The following is a 12,348-nucleotide window of genomic DNA, read 5'->3' on the forward strand; positions in this document are numbered from 1 at the left end:
ATGTTCGCCTGGCCTTCAGCATCGCGCGGCCGCATCGGCAGAAAATAAGCAACTGCTAAAATTGATGCGACCCGTTTAAGGGCGTCATAATTCGGTCGGGAGGATAAAGCCGGTGCCAGTGACAGTGGCTGGCGTGCCGAAATCGGAGACGACGATGAAAAAGTTCCCTCTGCTGGTAACGACCTCGATCGGCCTGCTGGGCGTCTTTATGGCCACGAACGCGTTCGCGACCCAGGTCTCCGACCATGGAGGCGGACTAACGGTCACCATCCCGGATGATGACAGCCAGGACGCGACCACCACTGGCGAGAACGAACATGTCGCCACGGAAAGTGATGACAGCAGCGACGATCACGATGGCGATGGCGTCGCCACAGGCGAGCATCACGGCGACCAGGGTGACGATGAAGGCGGCGATCACGAGAGCGGCGATCACAACAGCGATCATGCGGGTGGCGGCGGTGGCGGTGGCGGTGATGGCGGTGGCGGCGGCGGCGATGGCGGAGAGGGCGGCGGCGACGACTGATCCGCCTGCCGACACGACGACCCGACGTTGATCAGACCCCGGCTTGGGTGTTGGCAACGCCGGATGATTGGCGGCCGCACGGCACCGACAAGACAGCAGGAAGCCGCCCCGCGGTTCCTGATCGCGAGGCATGGATGCGCCGGCCGGGACTGAGCCAGCCAACTTCGTCAGGGGCGCTGCAACCGGATGGGTTTTCGTGCATTCTTGTGCATGGCCACGATGTTTCGCCCCGACACCCCGGCAAAATGCTGCTCCTATTGCGGCTCACGCGACCATGATTTTGAGGATTGCCCGAAGCGCAAAGCCGACGCCGAGCGGCAGAAAGAGGAGCGCGCCGGGCAGGATCGGGCCATGACGGACGAGCCAGGCAAATCCACAAACCAGTCAGAGCCATCCCGCTGATCCCTGACGCCAAAAGCTGGCGCGAGAAGTCCGCCATATCCACATGATTGCAATCTTGCCGCCACACTCGTGGTCGATGCATGGTATGGGCAATCAAACGGGGGTGGGCAATGACCGACACGCAAGGCACTTCGAACCGTCCGCAAAACAGGGTGGCGGCGGTCGCTTCCCGCTCGATCGGCTCCGGCCTGATCGCACTGGTTGTCATCGCGTTGGCCGTCTTTGCGGTTCTCGGTTCCTGGTACACGATCGACCAGGGCGACCGCGGCGTGCTGTTGACCAATGGCGCGCTGAGTTCGGTCGTCGATCCCGGCCTGCATTTCAAGCTGCCCTGGCTGCAGCGCGTTGAGAAGATCAGCCTGCGCCAGCAGGTCATCAAATGGGGTTGCGAAAACGAGAATGATTGCAGCGGCCTGCCGGCCATGCAGGCCTATTCGCGCGACCAGCAGCCCGCCGACATGCGCGTCACCGTGAATTTTCACGTCCCGGCGGCCGAGGTCAGCAACGTCTACACCAACTACGGCTCGATCGAAGCGCTGGCCGATCGGGTCATTGCCAGAAAGGCGCCGCAGGAGATCAAGACCGTGTTCGGCCAGTATGATGCGGTGTCGGTGATCCAGAACCGGGCGAAGTTCAACAAGGATGTCGCCGACGCCATCGCCAAGGTGACCGACGGCCCGGTGATGATCGACAGCGTCCAGGTCGAAAACATCGACTTCTCCGACGCCTATGAACAGGCGGTCGAAGCCAGGATGACGGCGCAGGTCGAAGTCCAGAAGCAGGAACAGAACCTGCAGCAGGAAAAGATCAAGGCCGACATTGCCGTGACCCAGGCCAAGGGTCGCGCCGACAGCGTCAAGGCCGAAGCCGAGGCCAGCGCCTACAAGACCAGGGTCGAAGGCGAGGCGACGGCCGAAGCCATCAAGGCGCGTGCCGCCGCCCTTGCCAACAACCCGCTGCTGGTCGAGCTGACCAAGGCCGAGAAGTGGGACGGGCAATTGCCGACGTCGATGATCCCGGGCTCGACCGTGCCGTTCCTCGAACTCAGCGCGCCGGCCGTCGCGCCGAACTGAGGGCGGCTCGCGACCTACCTGGGCTCGAACAGCTCGACGACGTTGCCGGACGGGTCTTCGCAAAGAATCTGCCGCCCGCCCGGACCCTCGACGATCTCGTTGCGGAACCGCGCGCCGGCCTCGCGCATCTCAGCGGCGATTGCCGGCAAGTCCTGGACTTCGAGCACAATGCGGTTCCACCCGCCCGGCTCGGGCGTCCGGCCGTCCGGCATCGGCCTGGCGGCCGACGCCATGGGGCCGGCGAGCCAGAGCGAGAGGTCGCCGCGCGTCAGGATGGCCATCGCCGGACCGAATTGCTGCTTCAACGCGAAGCCCAGATGGCTCGTATAAAACGCGATGGACGCTTCGACATCGCGGACCAGATACCGGACGGACACCATCCGCAGGCTCCCTCACAAACGCCTCTCGCGAGAAATAGCTGGCGGGACAAGTTGCGGCAAGGCGTCTGCATCCTGCTCATCGGACATGCGCGACAGAGCGGCTCGGGCGATGCGCGACTTATACCAAATGCTTGAGCGCATGATGTCCGGGCCTTGATGTGCACTCCTTCGCGTCGCTCGTCGAGCCCTGACTTTTTCTGGGGTGGCTTGAAAAACGGGCGTTGAACCGTTCTATAATCTGAACGGGGGTGCGCGGGTGGCGGATGTTGTCTCAATCAGAATCGGTGCGGAGTCTGCCGGGCGGGTGTCGGCAGGACGCCTGCGGTTTTTCGCATTCATGGCGATCGCCGCGTTCATGATCGCCGGTCCGGCCGCGGAGCAGGTCTTCGGGGTGCGAACGGCATTGCTGCGCTCCTGGACCATGTTCAGTGCGATCGGAATGGGCGTGATCGACGCTTCCTTCGAAATCCGCCGGCCCGACGGCGTGCTTGTCCCGCTCGACCGGTTCGAGATGCTCGGCGCGCCCCGCGACGGCAAGCTGAAGCGGATCGAAAGCCGCGACGAACTGGCTTCCGTCATCAAGCGGCTCTGCACGGCCGCCGGGCAGGGCGCCGACATCCGTGTGCGCGCGCGGCAGGCGGCGCGCAGCGGCTGGCAGATCATCCATACCGATGCCGAAAATGCATGCGCCGGCTGACGCCATCGCTGACTGGCCCGGCTGGCGTCTGATGCACGCTATTGCCGCACGCTTCGTCGACTGGGCGGTCTGTTCGGAGGGCTCGTCGCGTTCGTCCGCTTTGATCCGCATCGGCCTGGCAACGCTGTTCTGGTCGCGTTGGGCGGGCGAGTTGCTGCTTTATATGGACCAATCGCCGGTGGGCCTGTTTCTGGCCGTCAACTTCTTCGTCGCGACCGTGCTGCTCTTCGTCGGCTATCACAGCCGCGTCGCTGCCGTCTGGACGGGCGCGGTCGGGCTGACGATGTATTACTATTTTGGCTTCCAGCTCGGTCGCGAACCCTGGACTCACCACCATGCCTATCTGCTTGCCGTCACAGCGCTGCTGATCGCGCTCACCCCCTGCGGCCGCTCCTATTCGCTGGACCGCTACCTCTCGGTGATGCGCGCCGAGCGCGCCGGCGTTGCGCCGCCGGCAGAGCGCGGCAATCTGTGGGGGCTGCGGCTGATCGTGCTGCAACTCTCGGTGCTCTATTTCTTCGCCGCCTTCGACAAGTCGAGCTACGCCTTTCTCAGCGGCGCGCGGATCGAGGCGATATTCCTCTGGTACTACGCGGGTTCGGACTATCCAGCCAGCCTTGCCTGGCTCGCCACGATCGTGTCCGTCGCCGTGGTCGCGCTCGAATATTGCCTTGCCTTCGGTCTGCCGTTTGCCGCGACGAGGCGCTATCTGCTGCTGCCGGGCCTGGCCTTCCACGCCATCATCTATCTGACGCTGCCGGTCTATACGTTCAGCGTCACCATGGCGTTGCTCTATCTTGCCTATTTCGATGCGGATGCCGTCGACAAGGTCATCGCGCGTCTCCAGGGAACCGGATTTAAAGAGGAAATTTCGTGAAGCGTGGTTTGTTGTTTTCCCCGGCCGTCGCGGCGGCAATCGGTCTGGCCATGGTCTGCGGCGCGGCGCGTGCCGGCAGTGCGCAGAACTATTATCCCAGGCGGGCATGGGGTTCCTTCAACGGTGGCCAGATGAACACGTCGCTGCTGGTGTTCCGCGACCTCAACCGGAACGGCGTCTACGATCTCGGCGATCGGCCGATGTCGCGTGTGGCTGTCGAACTCGGCAAGCCGAAGGGCGACACCATCATGAGATGGACCAATGTCAGCGGCTTCGCCAACTTCCGGATGTCGATCATCCAGCGCGATCTCGAAGTTGTCGATCCCGGCCACTACGCGTTCCGGGTCGTGCCTCCGCCAGGTTATTCCGTCACCACCGGCAACGCCTCGCAGGAAAGCGACTATGTCGTTTCACCTGGATCGCCGGGCGACATGATCGCACAGCGCACGACGCACCCGGTCGGGCTTGCGGCAGATCTGACGATCAGCGGCGTGGTCACCGCCGGGGCGCGTGTTTCCCTCATAGGGCCGGACGGCGTCACTGCCGCCGCCAAGGTCGGCCCGGATGGGCGCTTCAGCGCAGCCGCGGCGCCCGGCGAATGGCTGGTCGATTTTTCGGCCGACGGGGCGACGCAGCGGCGCAAAATTGTGGTCGGCGTGGCGCCGGTGGTGCTCTCCGCGTTTTCGGACAAAGGCAGACCTGCCGAGGCGCCGCTGCCCAACCAGCATGTCGTCGGCTTCGACGACCTCATGACGACGTCGGGCGTGTTCGAGGTTCCGTCCGGCTATGGCGGGCTCGACTGGTACAATCTCGTCGCCATGCACCAGCGCTTCACCGACGGCCCGGGCTACATCAACACCACCATGTCGGGCGAATTCATCGCCTACAACAGCTCTGGCCACCCCGCGCAGGTGTTCAGCGACAAGCCGTTCGATTTCACGGGCGCCTATTTCGGCGCCGGCTGGGACGGCGCGGAGGGCGAGACGCTTGTCCTGAAGGCCTGGCGGGGCGATGAGCCCGCCTATGAGGATTCGTTTGTGCTATCCGCGAACGGGCTGGTCTACTTCGCAGCCGACTATAGGCGCATCACGCGGCTCGAGATCCGGACGCAGCATTACTGGCAGGCCGCGATCGACGATTTCGCTTATCGCACCGGTCCGTAGCTGGAGCAATTCCAGGAAAAGTGCGCAGCGGTTTTCCGTCCGGAATTGCGTCAAAACAAAGAGTTAGAGCGGTTCGCCGGTTCCATGAAACGGTGAACTGCTCTAAGTCTACGCAGCACCCTGACGCTGCATTCCGGCCGTCGCCGGTGGTTTTGAGGAGGTCAAGCCGCGTCAGCAAGACGTTGTCTGGGAGACTCCGCAGGAACGGCCGCCGTCCGACCGGCCGGGGGTGGTGGTGGTGTGATGGCTGTGGCCGCCGCCATTGCCACCTGAGCTTCCATTGCCGCCGGAGCTGCCATTACCGCCGGAGCCGCCATTTCCGGCACCGCCGTCGCCGCCATTCCCACCGGCGCCGCCATCGCCGCCATTTCCGGCACCGCCGTCACCGCCATTCCCACCGGCGCCGCCATCGCCGCCATTTCCGGCACCGCCGTCGCCGCCATTCCCACCGGCGCCGCCATTGCCGCCATTTCCGGCACCGCCGTCGCCGCCATTTCCGGCACCGCCGTCGCCGCCATTCCCACCGGCGCCGCCATCGCCGCCATTTCCGGCACCGCCGTCACCGCCATTCCCACCGGCGCCGCCATTGCCGCCATTTCCAGCACCGCCGTCGCCGCCATTTCCACCGGCACCACCGTTGCCGCCGTTGCCACCGTTACCGCCGTTACCACCGTTGCCGCCGTTACCGCCATTCCCACCATTGCCGCCGTTCCCGCTTACTTGCGCCAGAAGAACGCGGTTGGCCTCTTGCAATTGGGCTTTCGGATCCATCGGCCGGTGGAATCCGTCTCGCGGCTCCGGCAGGACCGACGCCGCGCGGGTTGCCATGGCTGTTGGCAGCAGCATGGTCGAGGCAAGCAGCGCCGCCGCCAGCATGCTCCTGAACTGCAGGAAGGAATGGCGCGCGATATTGGCATTCGCCATCAATGCGAAAAACCCTGAGCGTCCTGCCGACCCGGCAGGCTCCACGCCGATTCTGATTGAGACCACATCCGCCATCCGCATACCCCCGTGCCGGTCTATAAACCGCTTCGACGCCTGTTTTTCGACCACCCCAAAAAAAGTCAGGGGCTCGCCGCCGAGACAGCCAATCTCACCCCTGGCGGGCAGGCTGCTGCGCCAATGTCTCAAACCATCTGGTTTGTGCGCCTTACCTCCTCAGCGCATGCGCAGCCGCATTGGCGAACGAAATATCGCTCTTGATCTCGCGCATCGCCATCGAGGTGATGGTGCGGCGTACGCCGGGCAGGCGGCTGAGCTCTTCGCGCAGCATCCGGTCCAGCGCCATCATGTCGACGGTGACGATCTGCAGCAGATAGTCGGCCTCGCCTGTTGTGGCGTGGCAGCGCCGGATCAGCGGGTGCTTTTGCACCGCCGCCTCGAAGGCGTCCGACACCTCGAAATCGATCGACACCTGGATGAAGGCCTCGATGCCGAAGCCGAGTTTTGCCGGATCGATCTGCGTGGTGTAGCCGCGGATGATGCCGGCATCCTCCAGCGCCTTGACCCGCTTCCAGCACGGCGTCTTGCTCAGGCCGACCTCTTCGGCGAGCACGGCAAAGGAGATTCGCGCATCGCGCTCAAGCGCGGCGACGATCTTCCGGTCGAGAGCATCAAGCATGAATCGTTCCCTGAAATTGCTAAATGGTCGGACATTCGTCCTTCAATTCCGGCTATTTGAATAACAGAAAGGAACAATGTTCAAGCGCAAAGCGGCTACACTGTCGCCAGACAGAGCCTGCGGCGATGGGCCGGGCAAGGAGCAGCTGCATGAACAAGCCGGATTACTATGCCCGCATCGAAACCCCGGAGATGCGCGACTACGGCGTCTACCTCAAATGCGACACGCTTCTGCAATGCCAGAAGCCGCTGGCCGAGATGGTCAATGCCGACGAGCTGCAATTCCAGATCGTGCATCAGGTCGAGGAGCTGTGGATGAAGCTCATCACCTACACGCTGGTCGATGTCATCGATTTCCTCGAAAAACAGAACACGCATCGCATCGTTACGCTGATGGGCCGCGTGCACCGGCTGATGCGGATGATGACGGCGCAGCTCGACCTTCTCGAGACCATGTCGCCCAAGGAATACCAGCAGATAAGGCTGCAGCTTGGCAATGGCAGCGGCCAGGAGTCGCCCGGCTTCAAGCTGCTGTTGCGCATGCCGCCGGACCTGTGGCGGGCCTTCAAGGCCGCCTATCTAGATGGCCGCGGGCTGACGGTCGAGGATGTCTACGATGCCAAATATGATCACGGCGACTCCTATGTCGTCGCCGAGGCGCTGATCGAATTCGACGAGCTGTTCCAAAAGTTCCGCGCCAACCATCTCTACCTCATCCATCGCTCGATCGGGCTCGGCTCGAAATCGCTGAAAGGCCGCCCGGTCGAACTGCTTGCCGCCGGTGCGCGCCATCGCTTCTTCCCCGAACTGTGGGACATACGCTGCGACATGACCGACCGCTGGGGCGGCGAGTACGGGGTGGTGCGCGACTCGATCAGCCATCCGGAGAAGGTGGGGTAGGGGAGCGGCGCGAGGCATCGACGCTGGTCCTCCCTTCTCCCCTTGTGGGAGAAGGTGGCCGAGCGAAGCTCGGTCGGATGAGGGGTGTTCCAGAAGACACCGGCGCCTCATCTCTTCCAACACCCCTCATCCGTCTCGGCGCTGCGCGCCGATCCACCTTCTCCCACAGGGGGAGAAGGCAGGGCCGCGCCGATCCCAGCCAAAAACCTTGCGGCCGGTGTAGGATTTCGCGATGGTCGCCCGTCCTTGGGTCGAAACCCAATCCCGGAGGAACATCGTGGAAACCACCCAATCGACCTGGCAGACCGTTGCCATTATCATCGCCCGCCTGATCTTCGCCGCCATGTTCGCGATGGGGGTGGCCTTCAAGCTCATGGACATGGGCATGACCGCCGGCTACATCGCCGCCGCTGGCTTCCCGTTCCCGCTGTTTCTGGCCTGGTGCGCCGCAATCCTCGAAACGCTGCTGGTGGTTGCCTTCCTGACCGGCGCGTTCCTGACCCCGGCAGCAGTGATCGGCGCGGTCTACGTGGTCTTCCTCGGCTTTGCCTTCCACGGTCCTTCGCACTGGGCGGGGAACCAGGCCGAGTTCGGCGCCTTCATGTCGCATTTCCCGTTCGCCGCCGGCCTGCTCTTCGCCGCGGTTCATGGGCCGGGCGATGTCCTGGCGTCGAGGCTTGGCAGGGCATGATGGTGCGGCGAGCAATCGCCGCGTCGGTCATGACAGAGGATCCTTCATCTGGCCGACCATGCGCGCCAGTTTGGAAAAGGACGGCATATCCGTCTCCGGCTGGCACTGGTTGGCCAGCTCCAGCAGCCGGATCGGGAAGTTGACGGCATCGCGGCTCGAAGCCGACATGCCGCCGGAGCGTTCCTCGCCGGTTTCGCTGGCCTCGGCCTTGCGCAAGGCGATGTCGATGTCCTCGACCGACAGCACTCCCTTGCGGACCAGCACCTGGTTGATCGATGCGATGGCCATCAGCAGGCCTTCGAGTTGCAGATTGGCGACGTTCATTGTTTTGCTCCCATTGGGTAAGGACCAACGCACGAACGCCGTTTCCGATCCAGACGGCGCTTCAGCGTCCGAATTTCAAAATTGGCGATCGCCTACTCCTCCATCCAGCGATGGCCGTATTCGAGCCACAGCGCCTTCACCTCCCTGGGGCCGAGGCTCGGTCCGTCGCCGCAGCTGATCGCCACCGCGCTGATGTCGTAGTGGGGGTGGGCGTCGATGACGAAGCGGATCGCCTCGCCCAGCGGCCTCGTGCTGATGACCGGATCGGCCTGGCCTGCGCCGATGCTGCGAACGCCCGATACCTTTGCTGGTGCATGCCGCATCCTGAACATGGATGCCATGGCTGGTTTGTCCATCCTGCCCTCCCAAGTCCCGGGCAAAATGATTCCATAAGCGCTGGCTAATGACCAGCCGGTCGCAAAGGCCCGAGCGGCCGATATGTCCATGGATCGAGGCATTTCCACAGGTTTACGGAGTCCTGGGATCGTCCACCGGTGGCTTGGCGGGAAGGCCAAGCCTCGTTCGCTGCTCGTCGGCGAAGGCCTCGGCCTCGGCCTGGGTGTCGAACGGGTGCCGGGTCAATTTGCCCTGCGCGGTCACCAGCACCGCCCACCGGCGGTCGATCCGTTCGACGCGGACGTCATCGGGCTCTCCAATCACCATGGTCGTCCTCCACAGGCAAACGGGCGGCGCAATGGCGCCGGCGCTGCTACGCCTTGGGGCCCCGCTTGGCGGGGGCTTTTCCGGCTTGTACCTCAACCGACCTGACGCCGAGGCCGAACTGCTTTGCCAGTTCCGACCGCTTGGCGGCGTAGTTGGGCGCCGTCATCGGGTAATCCGCCGGCAGCCCCCATTTGGCGCGATAGACCTCCGGCGTGATGCCGTGGCGCGAGCCAAGGTGACGTCGCAGCGACCTGAATTTCTTGCCGTCTTCGAGGCAGAAAATGAAGTTCGGCGTGATCGACCGCTTCGGATTGACGGCGGGTTCCGGCGCCGGTTGCTCAGCAGCGACAGGCTGCTCCAGGCCGCCAAGGGCAGCATTGACGCTGGCGATCAGCGCCGGCAAATCATCCACCGGCACTGAATTATTGCTGACAAACGCCGCGACGATATCGACGGTCAAACCTATATTTCGCTGGTTGCTTTCTCCAGACATAGCGTTGCTCCCCTGTTCCCACCAGAGCAAGAATATCAGGCCGGATTACGCTAGGGCATGGCACTTTAGGACACATGAATATGGCTTGACATCGCCATGGTAGCGCTATCAAGCATGACTCCGGCCGATTCCATACCGTGCCGTGATTGCCCGGTGACGGCATCTATGCTATTGATTTGGGGCATGGTGCTGATTTGCGCCACCGACCCGCCGCCGAGGCGGGTTTTTGTTTTCAGGCCAGATCGCCAGAGACAATCGGGTTCACTTTCCAACCGAAGTGCCGTCTCGTCGCCAGACGCCCAACCGGTGACAGTGGCACCGACTTTCGGCGATCGTCATGGCAAGGGGTTCGTCGACTAGGAATTATTTCCTTGACCGGGTGACGGCAGCTATGCTAATATTTGTCCATGGTGCTGATTTGCGCCAGCGACCCGCCGCCAATGGGTTTTTTGTTTTCAGGCGATCTCGTTGACCAAAAAGCCACTTGTGTTGCCGCCGTTGACCGTTGGCGGGGCGTCCATCATGTGCAATGAGGCATCAAACATCTCATCCCCATGAATAGGCGTAAAGGCCAGTCGGATCCGCAGGCACGCTGGCGCGACGACTGCCGCCTGATTACGCTGACCGCCTCTCCGCGACGCTTCCTGATTGCACCTTGCGGCGAACCACTTGGCGCTGTCCCGCGTCAAACCAATGAGGCATTTGCCGGTGAAATCCGCGGGCTCGTCCAGCGCCGTGTCAAATACGGCCCATGTGTCAGTCGGCTCCTGTACGACGATGAATCGCATATTAGAGATTCCTAGGTAGCTCGCGAGAAAGGGACTTTGTTCCCTGACTCTGTGCAGAGGTGAACAGCTATGTCTGTGCGATACGCCACAATCATCATCGACGATGGCGGCCATGAGGTCGTCAGCGCCATCGGCGAGTTCGAAAGCGTGCCGCAGGCGCGCGCTGGCCGGTTCGAGACGGTCGCACCAGGTGTGCTGATTGGCATGGTCAAAGGCGGTCCGGTCGATGCGGTCGGCGGCTTTGGTTTTGCCCTGGGATCGCAGGGCGTCAACGGCAGGGCGGTCGGCATCGCCAGGGCGAACCTGAAAGCCTTGCCGGAAGCGGCGGCAAAGTCCGGGCAAGGCGACAGCACATCGACCAATACGGCGGCAAAACCCGCCACGGCCAAGCCGGTGCGCAAGAGCGCAAAGCCGGCACGTCGGAAATCCCGCAGGGGCAAGCCGGCGAGGACGGCCAGGCCGGCGAAGGCGGCTGCGGAGCCCGCCGGGGTTTCGCCGCATGGCTGAGTCCGAAAACCCGTCCCGCAAACCCGCGCCGAAATCCCCAAGCAAATCCGGGCGCAAGCGGCCGAAGAAAACGTTGGGCGATGATTTCGTCGAGGCGGTGCGCGCCGATTTTCGCAGCCACGGCGCCGGCGTCATCGCCGCGGTGCGGGCCGACAAGCCCGACCAGTATCTGAAAATCGTGCTGTCGGTGCTGCCGAAGGATCTACCAAAGGGTCTGCATGTCGAAATCAACCATCTGGACGCGCTGAGCGATGACGAGATCCGCAGCCGCATCCGCGGCCTCGAAGCCGTCCTCCGGCCGTTCCTCGCCAAGCCAGGCATCGGCGCGCAAGGAATATCTGAGCCTGCTGGCTGAACTGGACCGCCGGCGTCGGACTAACCAACTTGCGGCCTACAACCCCTATCAACGCCAGGCTGAATTCCACGCCGCAGGAGCGACCAACCGCGAGCGCCTGTTCATGGCCGGCAACCAGCTTGGCAAGACCCGGGCCGGCGGCGCCGAATGGGCGATGCATCTCACCGGCCGCTATCCCGCGTGGTGGCAAGGCAAGGTTTTTGACAGTGCGGTGCGGCTGTGGGCGGCCGGCGTTACCGGCGAGGGCACGCGCGACAACCCGCAGCGCATCCTGGTCGGCCCGCCGCAGCAGCAGGCGGCGTGGGGCACCGGCATGATCCCGGGCGACGCCATCCTGAACACCACAATGGGGCGCGGCGCGCCCGGTGCGCTGGACAGCGTCGTCGTGCGCCATGGCGGTGGCGGCGATGTCCAGGCCGATGAATCGGTGCTGTCGTTCAAGAGTTTTGAAAAAGGCCGCGAGAAGTGGCAGGGCGAAACCCTGCACGGCGTCTGGTTCGACGAGGAGCCGCCGCTCGACATCTATTCCGAAGGCCTGACCCGCACCAACGCAACGGGCGGCATCACTATCGTCACCTTCACGCCGCTGCTCGGCATGTCGGATGTGGTGCTGTTGTTTTTGTCGGCGAGTGAGGTAGAGGGTATGGCGAAGGGCTAAGTGGTCGGTCCGTCCGAGGACTTCGTTCCCCGCCCTATCGCCATCGGGATGCGTCACCTTCGCGCCCCATTCAGTCAGGGCTAGTTCGGGCGGCTGCCGGCAACGATGAATGCCAGACCGCATGGTGGGATATTTCCCGAGCAGCCCTCGACGGATCGGATCAGCTCACCGACCTTAGGGGACAATTGTGATCCGGAAAATTCAAAGGTAGAGAGCGAGTATCATCGACTT

At 63.4% G+C, this 12,348-nt stretch carries 18 protein-coding genes; 10 read left to right on the forward strand and 8 right to left on the reverse strand.

The genetic code is table 11. From position 1 onward, the window contains the following. The first annotated feature begins 154 nt into the window (after window positions 1-154). Together AC1DVW_RS03540 and AC1DVW_RS03545 are read left to right on the forward strand one after the other, a co-directional pair. Complete coding sequence (locus tag AC1DVW_RS03540) at window positions 155-526, forward strand: hypothetical protein (RefSeq protein ID WP_477321177.1); 372 nt, start codon at window positions 155-157, stop codon at window positions 524-526. Window positions 527-1,038: 512 nt separating this feature from the next. After that, entirely contained in the window at window positions 1,039-2,001 is a 963-nt protein-coding gene (locus tag AC1DVW_RS03545; protein WP_477242420.1) for a prohibitin family protein, read from the forward strand. A gap of 14 nt (window positions 2,002-2,015) precedes the next feature. Here the strand turns inward: AC1DVW_RS03545 and AC1DVW_RS03550 are convergent, their stop codons facing one another. Then, complete coding sequence (locus AC1DVW_RS03550) at window positions 2,016-2,381, reverse strand: VOC family protein (RefSeq protein ID WP_477321179.1); 366 nt, start codon at window positions 2,379-2,381, stop codon at window positions 2,016-2,018. Between the two features lie 337 nt (window positions 2,382-2,718). On the opposite strand from AC1DVW_RS03550, the gene AC1DVW_RS03555 reads away from it, so the two are divergent. Genes AC1DVW_RS03555 through AC1DVW_RS03565 form a run of 3 tightly spaced genes read left to right on the forward strand, consistent with a single transcriptional unit; the run spans window position 2,719 to window position 5,118 of the window. Next, complete coding sequence (locus AC1DVW_RS03555; protein WP_477321180.1) at window positions 2,719-3,078, forward strand: hypothetical protein; 360 nt, start codon at window positions 2,719-2,721, stop codon at window positions 3,076-3,078. Next, window positions 3,062-3,955 (forward strand): HTTM domain-containing protein, encoded by an 894-nt coding sequence (locus AC1DVW_RS03560; protein WP_477321182.1) that lies wholly within the window; start codon window positions 3,062-3,064, stop codon window positions 3,953-3,955. The genes AC1DVW_RS03555 and AC1DVW_RS03560 overlap by 17 nt, the downstream gene beginning before the upstream one ends. Continuing rightward, the gene (locus AC1DVW_RS03565; RefSeq protein ID WP_477321184.1) at window positions 3,952-5,118 is read left to right on the forward strand and encodes an SdrD B-like domain-containing protein; all 1,167 of its coding nucleotides are present in this window, start codon (window positions 3,952-3,954) and stop codon (window positions 5,116-5,118) included. Before AC1DVW_RS03560 ends, AC1DVW_RS03565 begins: the two co-directional genes overlap by 4 nt. Window positions 5,119-5,279: 161 nt before the next feature. On the opposite strand, the gene AC1DVW_RS03570 is transcribed toward AC1DVW_RS03565, so the two are convergent. Continuing rightward, window positions 5,280-5,819, reverse strand: coding sequence for a hypothetical protein (locus tag AC1DVW_RS03570; protein WP_477321186.1), 540 nt, complete (start codon window positions 5,817-5,819; stop codon window positions 5,280-5,282). A 449-nt stretch (window positions 5,820-6,268) separates the two neighbouring features. Beyond that, a complete protein-coding gene (locus AC1DVW_RS03575) occupies window positions 6,269-6,739 on the reverse strand; it encodes an Lrp/AsnC family transcriptional regulator (RefSeq protein ID WP_477321188.1) in 471 nt (156 codons plus the stop codon). A 149-nt stretch (window positions 6,740-6,888) separates the two neighbouring features. On the opposite strand from AC1DVW_RS03575, the gene AC1DVW_RS03580 reads away from it, so the two are divergent. Further along, window positions 6,889-7,638 (forward strand): tryptophan 2,3-dioxygenase family protein, encoded by a 750-nt coding sequence (locus AC1DVW_RS03580; RefSeq protein ID WP_477321190.1) that lies wholly within the window; start codon window positions 6,889-6,891, stop codon window positions 7,636-7,638. A gap of 277 nt (window positions 7,639-7,915) precedes the next feature. Further along, window positions 7,916-8,329: a DoxX family protein gene (locus AC1DVW_RS03585; RefSeq protein WP_477321192.1), complete on the forward strand. Its 414-nt coding sequence runs from the start codon at window positions 7,916-7,918 to the stop codon at window positions 8,327-8,329. 27 nt (window positions 8,330-8,356) lie between these two features. Here the strand turns inward: AC1DVW_RS03585 and AC1DVW_RS03590 are convergent, their stop codons facing one another. The 5 genes from AC1DVW_RS03590 to AC1DVW_RS03610 form a co-directional block, all read right to left on the reverse strand. Beyond that, the gene (locus tag AC1DVW_RS03590; RefSeq protein ID WP_477321194.1) at window positions 8,357-8,653 is read right to left on the reverse strand and encodes a hypothetical protein; all 297 of its coding nucleotides are present in this window, start codon (window positions 8,651-8,653) and stop codon (window positions 8,357-8,359) included. A 92-nt stretch (window positions 8,654-8,745) separates the two neighbouring features. Then, window positions 8,746-9,009, reverse strand: a complete 264-nt coding sequence (locus AC1DVW_RS03595) for a hypothetical protein (protein ID WP_477321196.1) — start codon at window positions 9,007-9,009, stop codon at window positions 8,746-8,748. Between the two features lie 112 nt (window positions 9,010-9,121). After that, window positions 9,122-9,316: a hypothetical protein gene (locus tag AC1DVW_RS03600; RefSeq protein ID WP_477321198.1), complete on the reverse strand. Its 195-nt coding sequence runs from the start codon at window positions 9,314-9,316 to the stop codon at window positions 9,122-9,124. A gap of 46 nt (window positions 9,317-9,362) precedes the next feature. After that, entirely contained in the window at window positions 9,363-9,809 is a 447-nt protein-coding gene (locus AC1DVW_RS03605; protein ID WP_477321200.1) for a Ros/MucR family transcriptional regulator, read from the reverse strand. Window positions 9,810-10,264: 455 nt separating this feature from the next. Then, complete coding sequence (locus AC1DVW_RS03610) at window positions 10,265-10,597, reverse strand: hypothetical protein (protein WP_477321202.1); 333 nt, start codon at window positions 10,595-10,597, stop codon at window positions 10,265-10,267. A gap of 69 nt (window positions 10,598-10,666) precedes the next feature. Here AC1DVW_RS03610 and AC1DVW_RS03615 point away from each other — a divergent pair, with 69 nt between their 5' ends. From AC1DVW_RS03615 to AC1DVW_RS03625, 3 genes are read left to right on the forward strand one after another with little or no spacing between them, the layout of a single operon-like run. Then, window positions 10,667-11,104 (forward strand): hypothetical protein, encoded by a 438-nt coding sequence (locus AC1DVW_RS03615; RefSeq protein WP_477321204.1) that lies wholly within the window; start codon window positions 10,667-10,669, stop codon window positions 11,102-11,104. Beyond that, entirely contained in the window at window positions 11,097-11,459 is a 363-nt protein-coding gene (locus AC1DVW_RS03620; protein ID WP_477321206.1) for a hypothetical protein, read from the forward strand. Before AC1DVW_RS03615 ends, AC1DVW_RS03620 begins: the two co-directional genes overlap by 8 nt. After that, window positions 11,356-12,117, forward strand: a complete 762-nt coding sequence (locus tag AC1DVW_RS03625; protein WP_477321208.1) for a terminase large subunit domain-containing protein — start codon at window positions 11,356-11,358, stop codon at window positions 12,115-12,117. The genes AC1DVW_RS03620 and AC1DVW_RS03625 overlap by 104 nt, the downstream gene beginning before the upstream one ends. Window positions 12,118-12,348 lie beyond the last annotated feature (231 nt).

Source organism: Mesorhizobium sp. P3_B5 (genome assembly GCF_056402815.1).

What these genes read in the sequence shown, in the direction of transcription:
- AC1DVW_RS03540 (WP_477321177.1), top strand. Translation starts at nt 155, where the DNA reads ATGAAAAAGTTCCCTCTGCTGGTAACGACCTCGATCGGCCTGCTGGGC.
- AC1DVW_RS03545 (WP_477242420.1), top strand. Translation starts at nt 1,039, where the DNA reads ATGACCGACACGCAAGGCACTTCGAACCGTCCGCAAAACAGGGTGGCG.
- AC1DVW_RS03550 (WP_477321179.1), bottom strand. Translation starts at nt 2,381, where the DNA reads ATGGTGTCCGTCCGGTATCTGGTCCGCGATGTCGAAGCGTCCATCGCG.
- AC1DVW_RS03555 (WP_477321180.1), top strand. Translation starts at nt 2,719, where the DNA reads ATGGCGATCGCCGCGTTCATGATCGCCGGTCCGGCCGCGGAGCAGGTC.
- AC1DVW_RS03560 (WP_477321182.1), top strand. Translation starts at nt 3,062, where the DNA reads ATGCATGCGCCGGCTGACGCCATCGCTGACTGGCCCGGCTGGCGTCTG.
- AC1DVW_RS03570 (WP_477321186.1), bottom strand. Translation starts at nt 5,819, where the DNA reads ATGGTGGGAATGGCGGTAACGGCGGCAACGGTGGTAACGGCGGTAACG.
- AC1DVW_RS03575 (WP_477321188.1), bottom strand. Translation starts at nt 6,739, where the DNA reads ATGCTTGATGCTCTCGACCGGAAGATCGTCGCCGCGCTTGAGCGCGAT.
- AC1DVW_RS03580 (WP_477321190.1), top strand. Translation starts at nt 6,889, where the DNA reads ATGAACAAGCCGGATTACTATGCCCGCATCGAAACCCCGGAGATGCGC.
- AC1DVW_RS03590 (WP_477321194.1), bottom strand. Translation starts at nt 8,653, where the DNA reads ATGAACGTCGCCAATCTGCAACTCGAAGGCCTGCTGATGGCCATCGCA.
- AC1DVW_RS03595 (WP_477321196.1), bottom strand. Translation starts at nt 9,009, where the DNA reads ATGGACAAACCAGCCATGGCATCCATGTTCAGGATGCGGCATGCACCA.
- AC1DVW_RS03600 (WP_477321198.1), bottom strand. Translation starts at nt 9,316, where the DNA reads ATGGTGATTGGAGAGCCCGATGACGTCCGCGTCGAACGGATCGACCGC.
- AC1DVW_RS03605 (WP_477321200.1), bottom strand. Translation starts at nt 9,809, where the DNA reads ATGTCTGGAGAAAGCAACCAGCGAAATATAGGTTTGACCGTCGATATC.
- AC1DVW_RS03610 (WP_477321202.1), bottom strand. Translation starts at nt 10,597, where the DNA reads ATGCGATTCATCGTCGTACAGGAGCCGACTGACACATGGGCCGTATTT.
- AC1DVW_RS03615 (WP_477321204.1), top strand. Translation starts at nt 10,667, where the DNA reads ATGTCTGTGCGATACGCCACAATCATCATCGACGATGGCGGCCATGAG.
- AC1DVW_RS03620 (WP_477321206.1), top strand. Translation starts at nt 11,097, where the DNA reads ATGGCTGAGTCCGAAAACCCGTCCCGCAAACCCGCGCCGAAATCCCCA.
- AC1DVW_RS03625 (WP_477321208.1), top strand. Translation starts at nt 11,356, where the DNA reads ATGACGAGATCCGCAGCCGCATCCGCGGCCTCGAAGCCGTCCTCCGGC.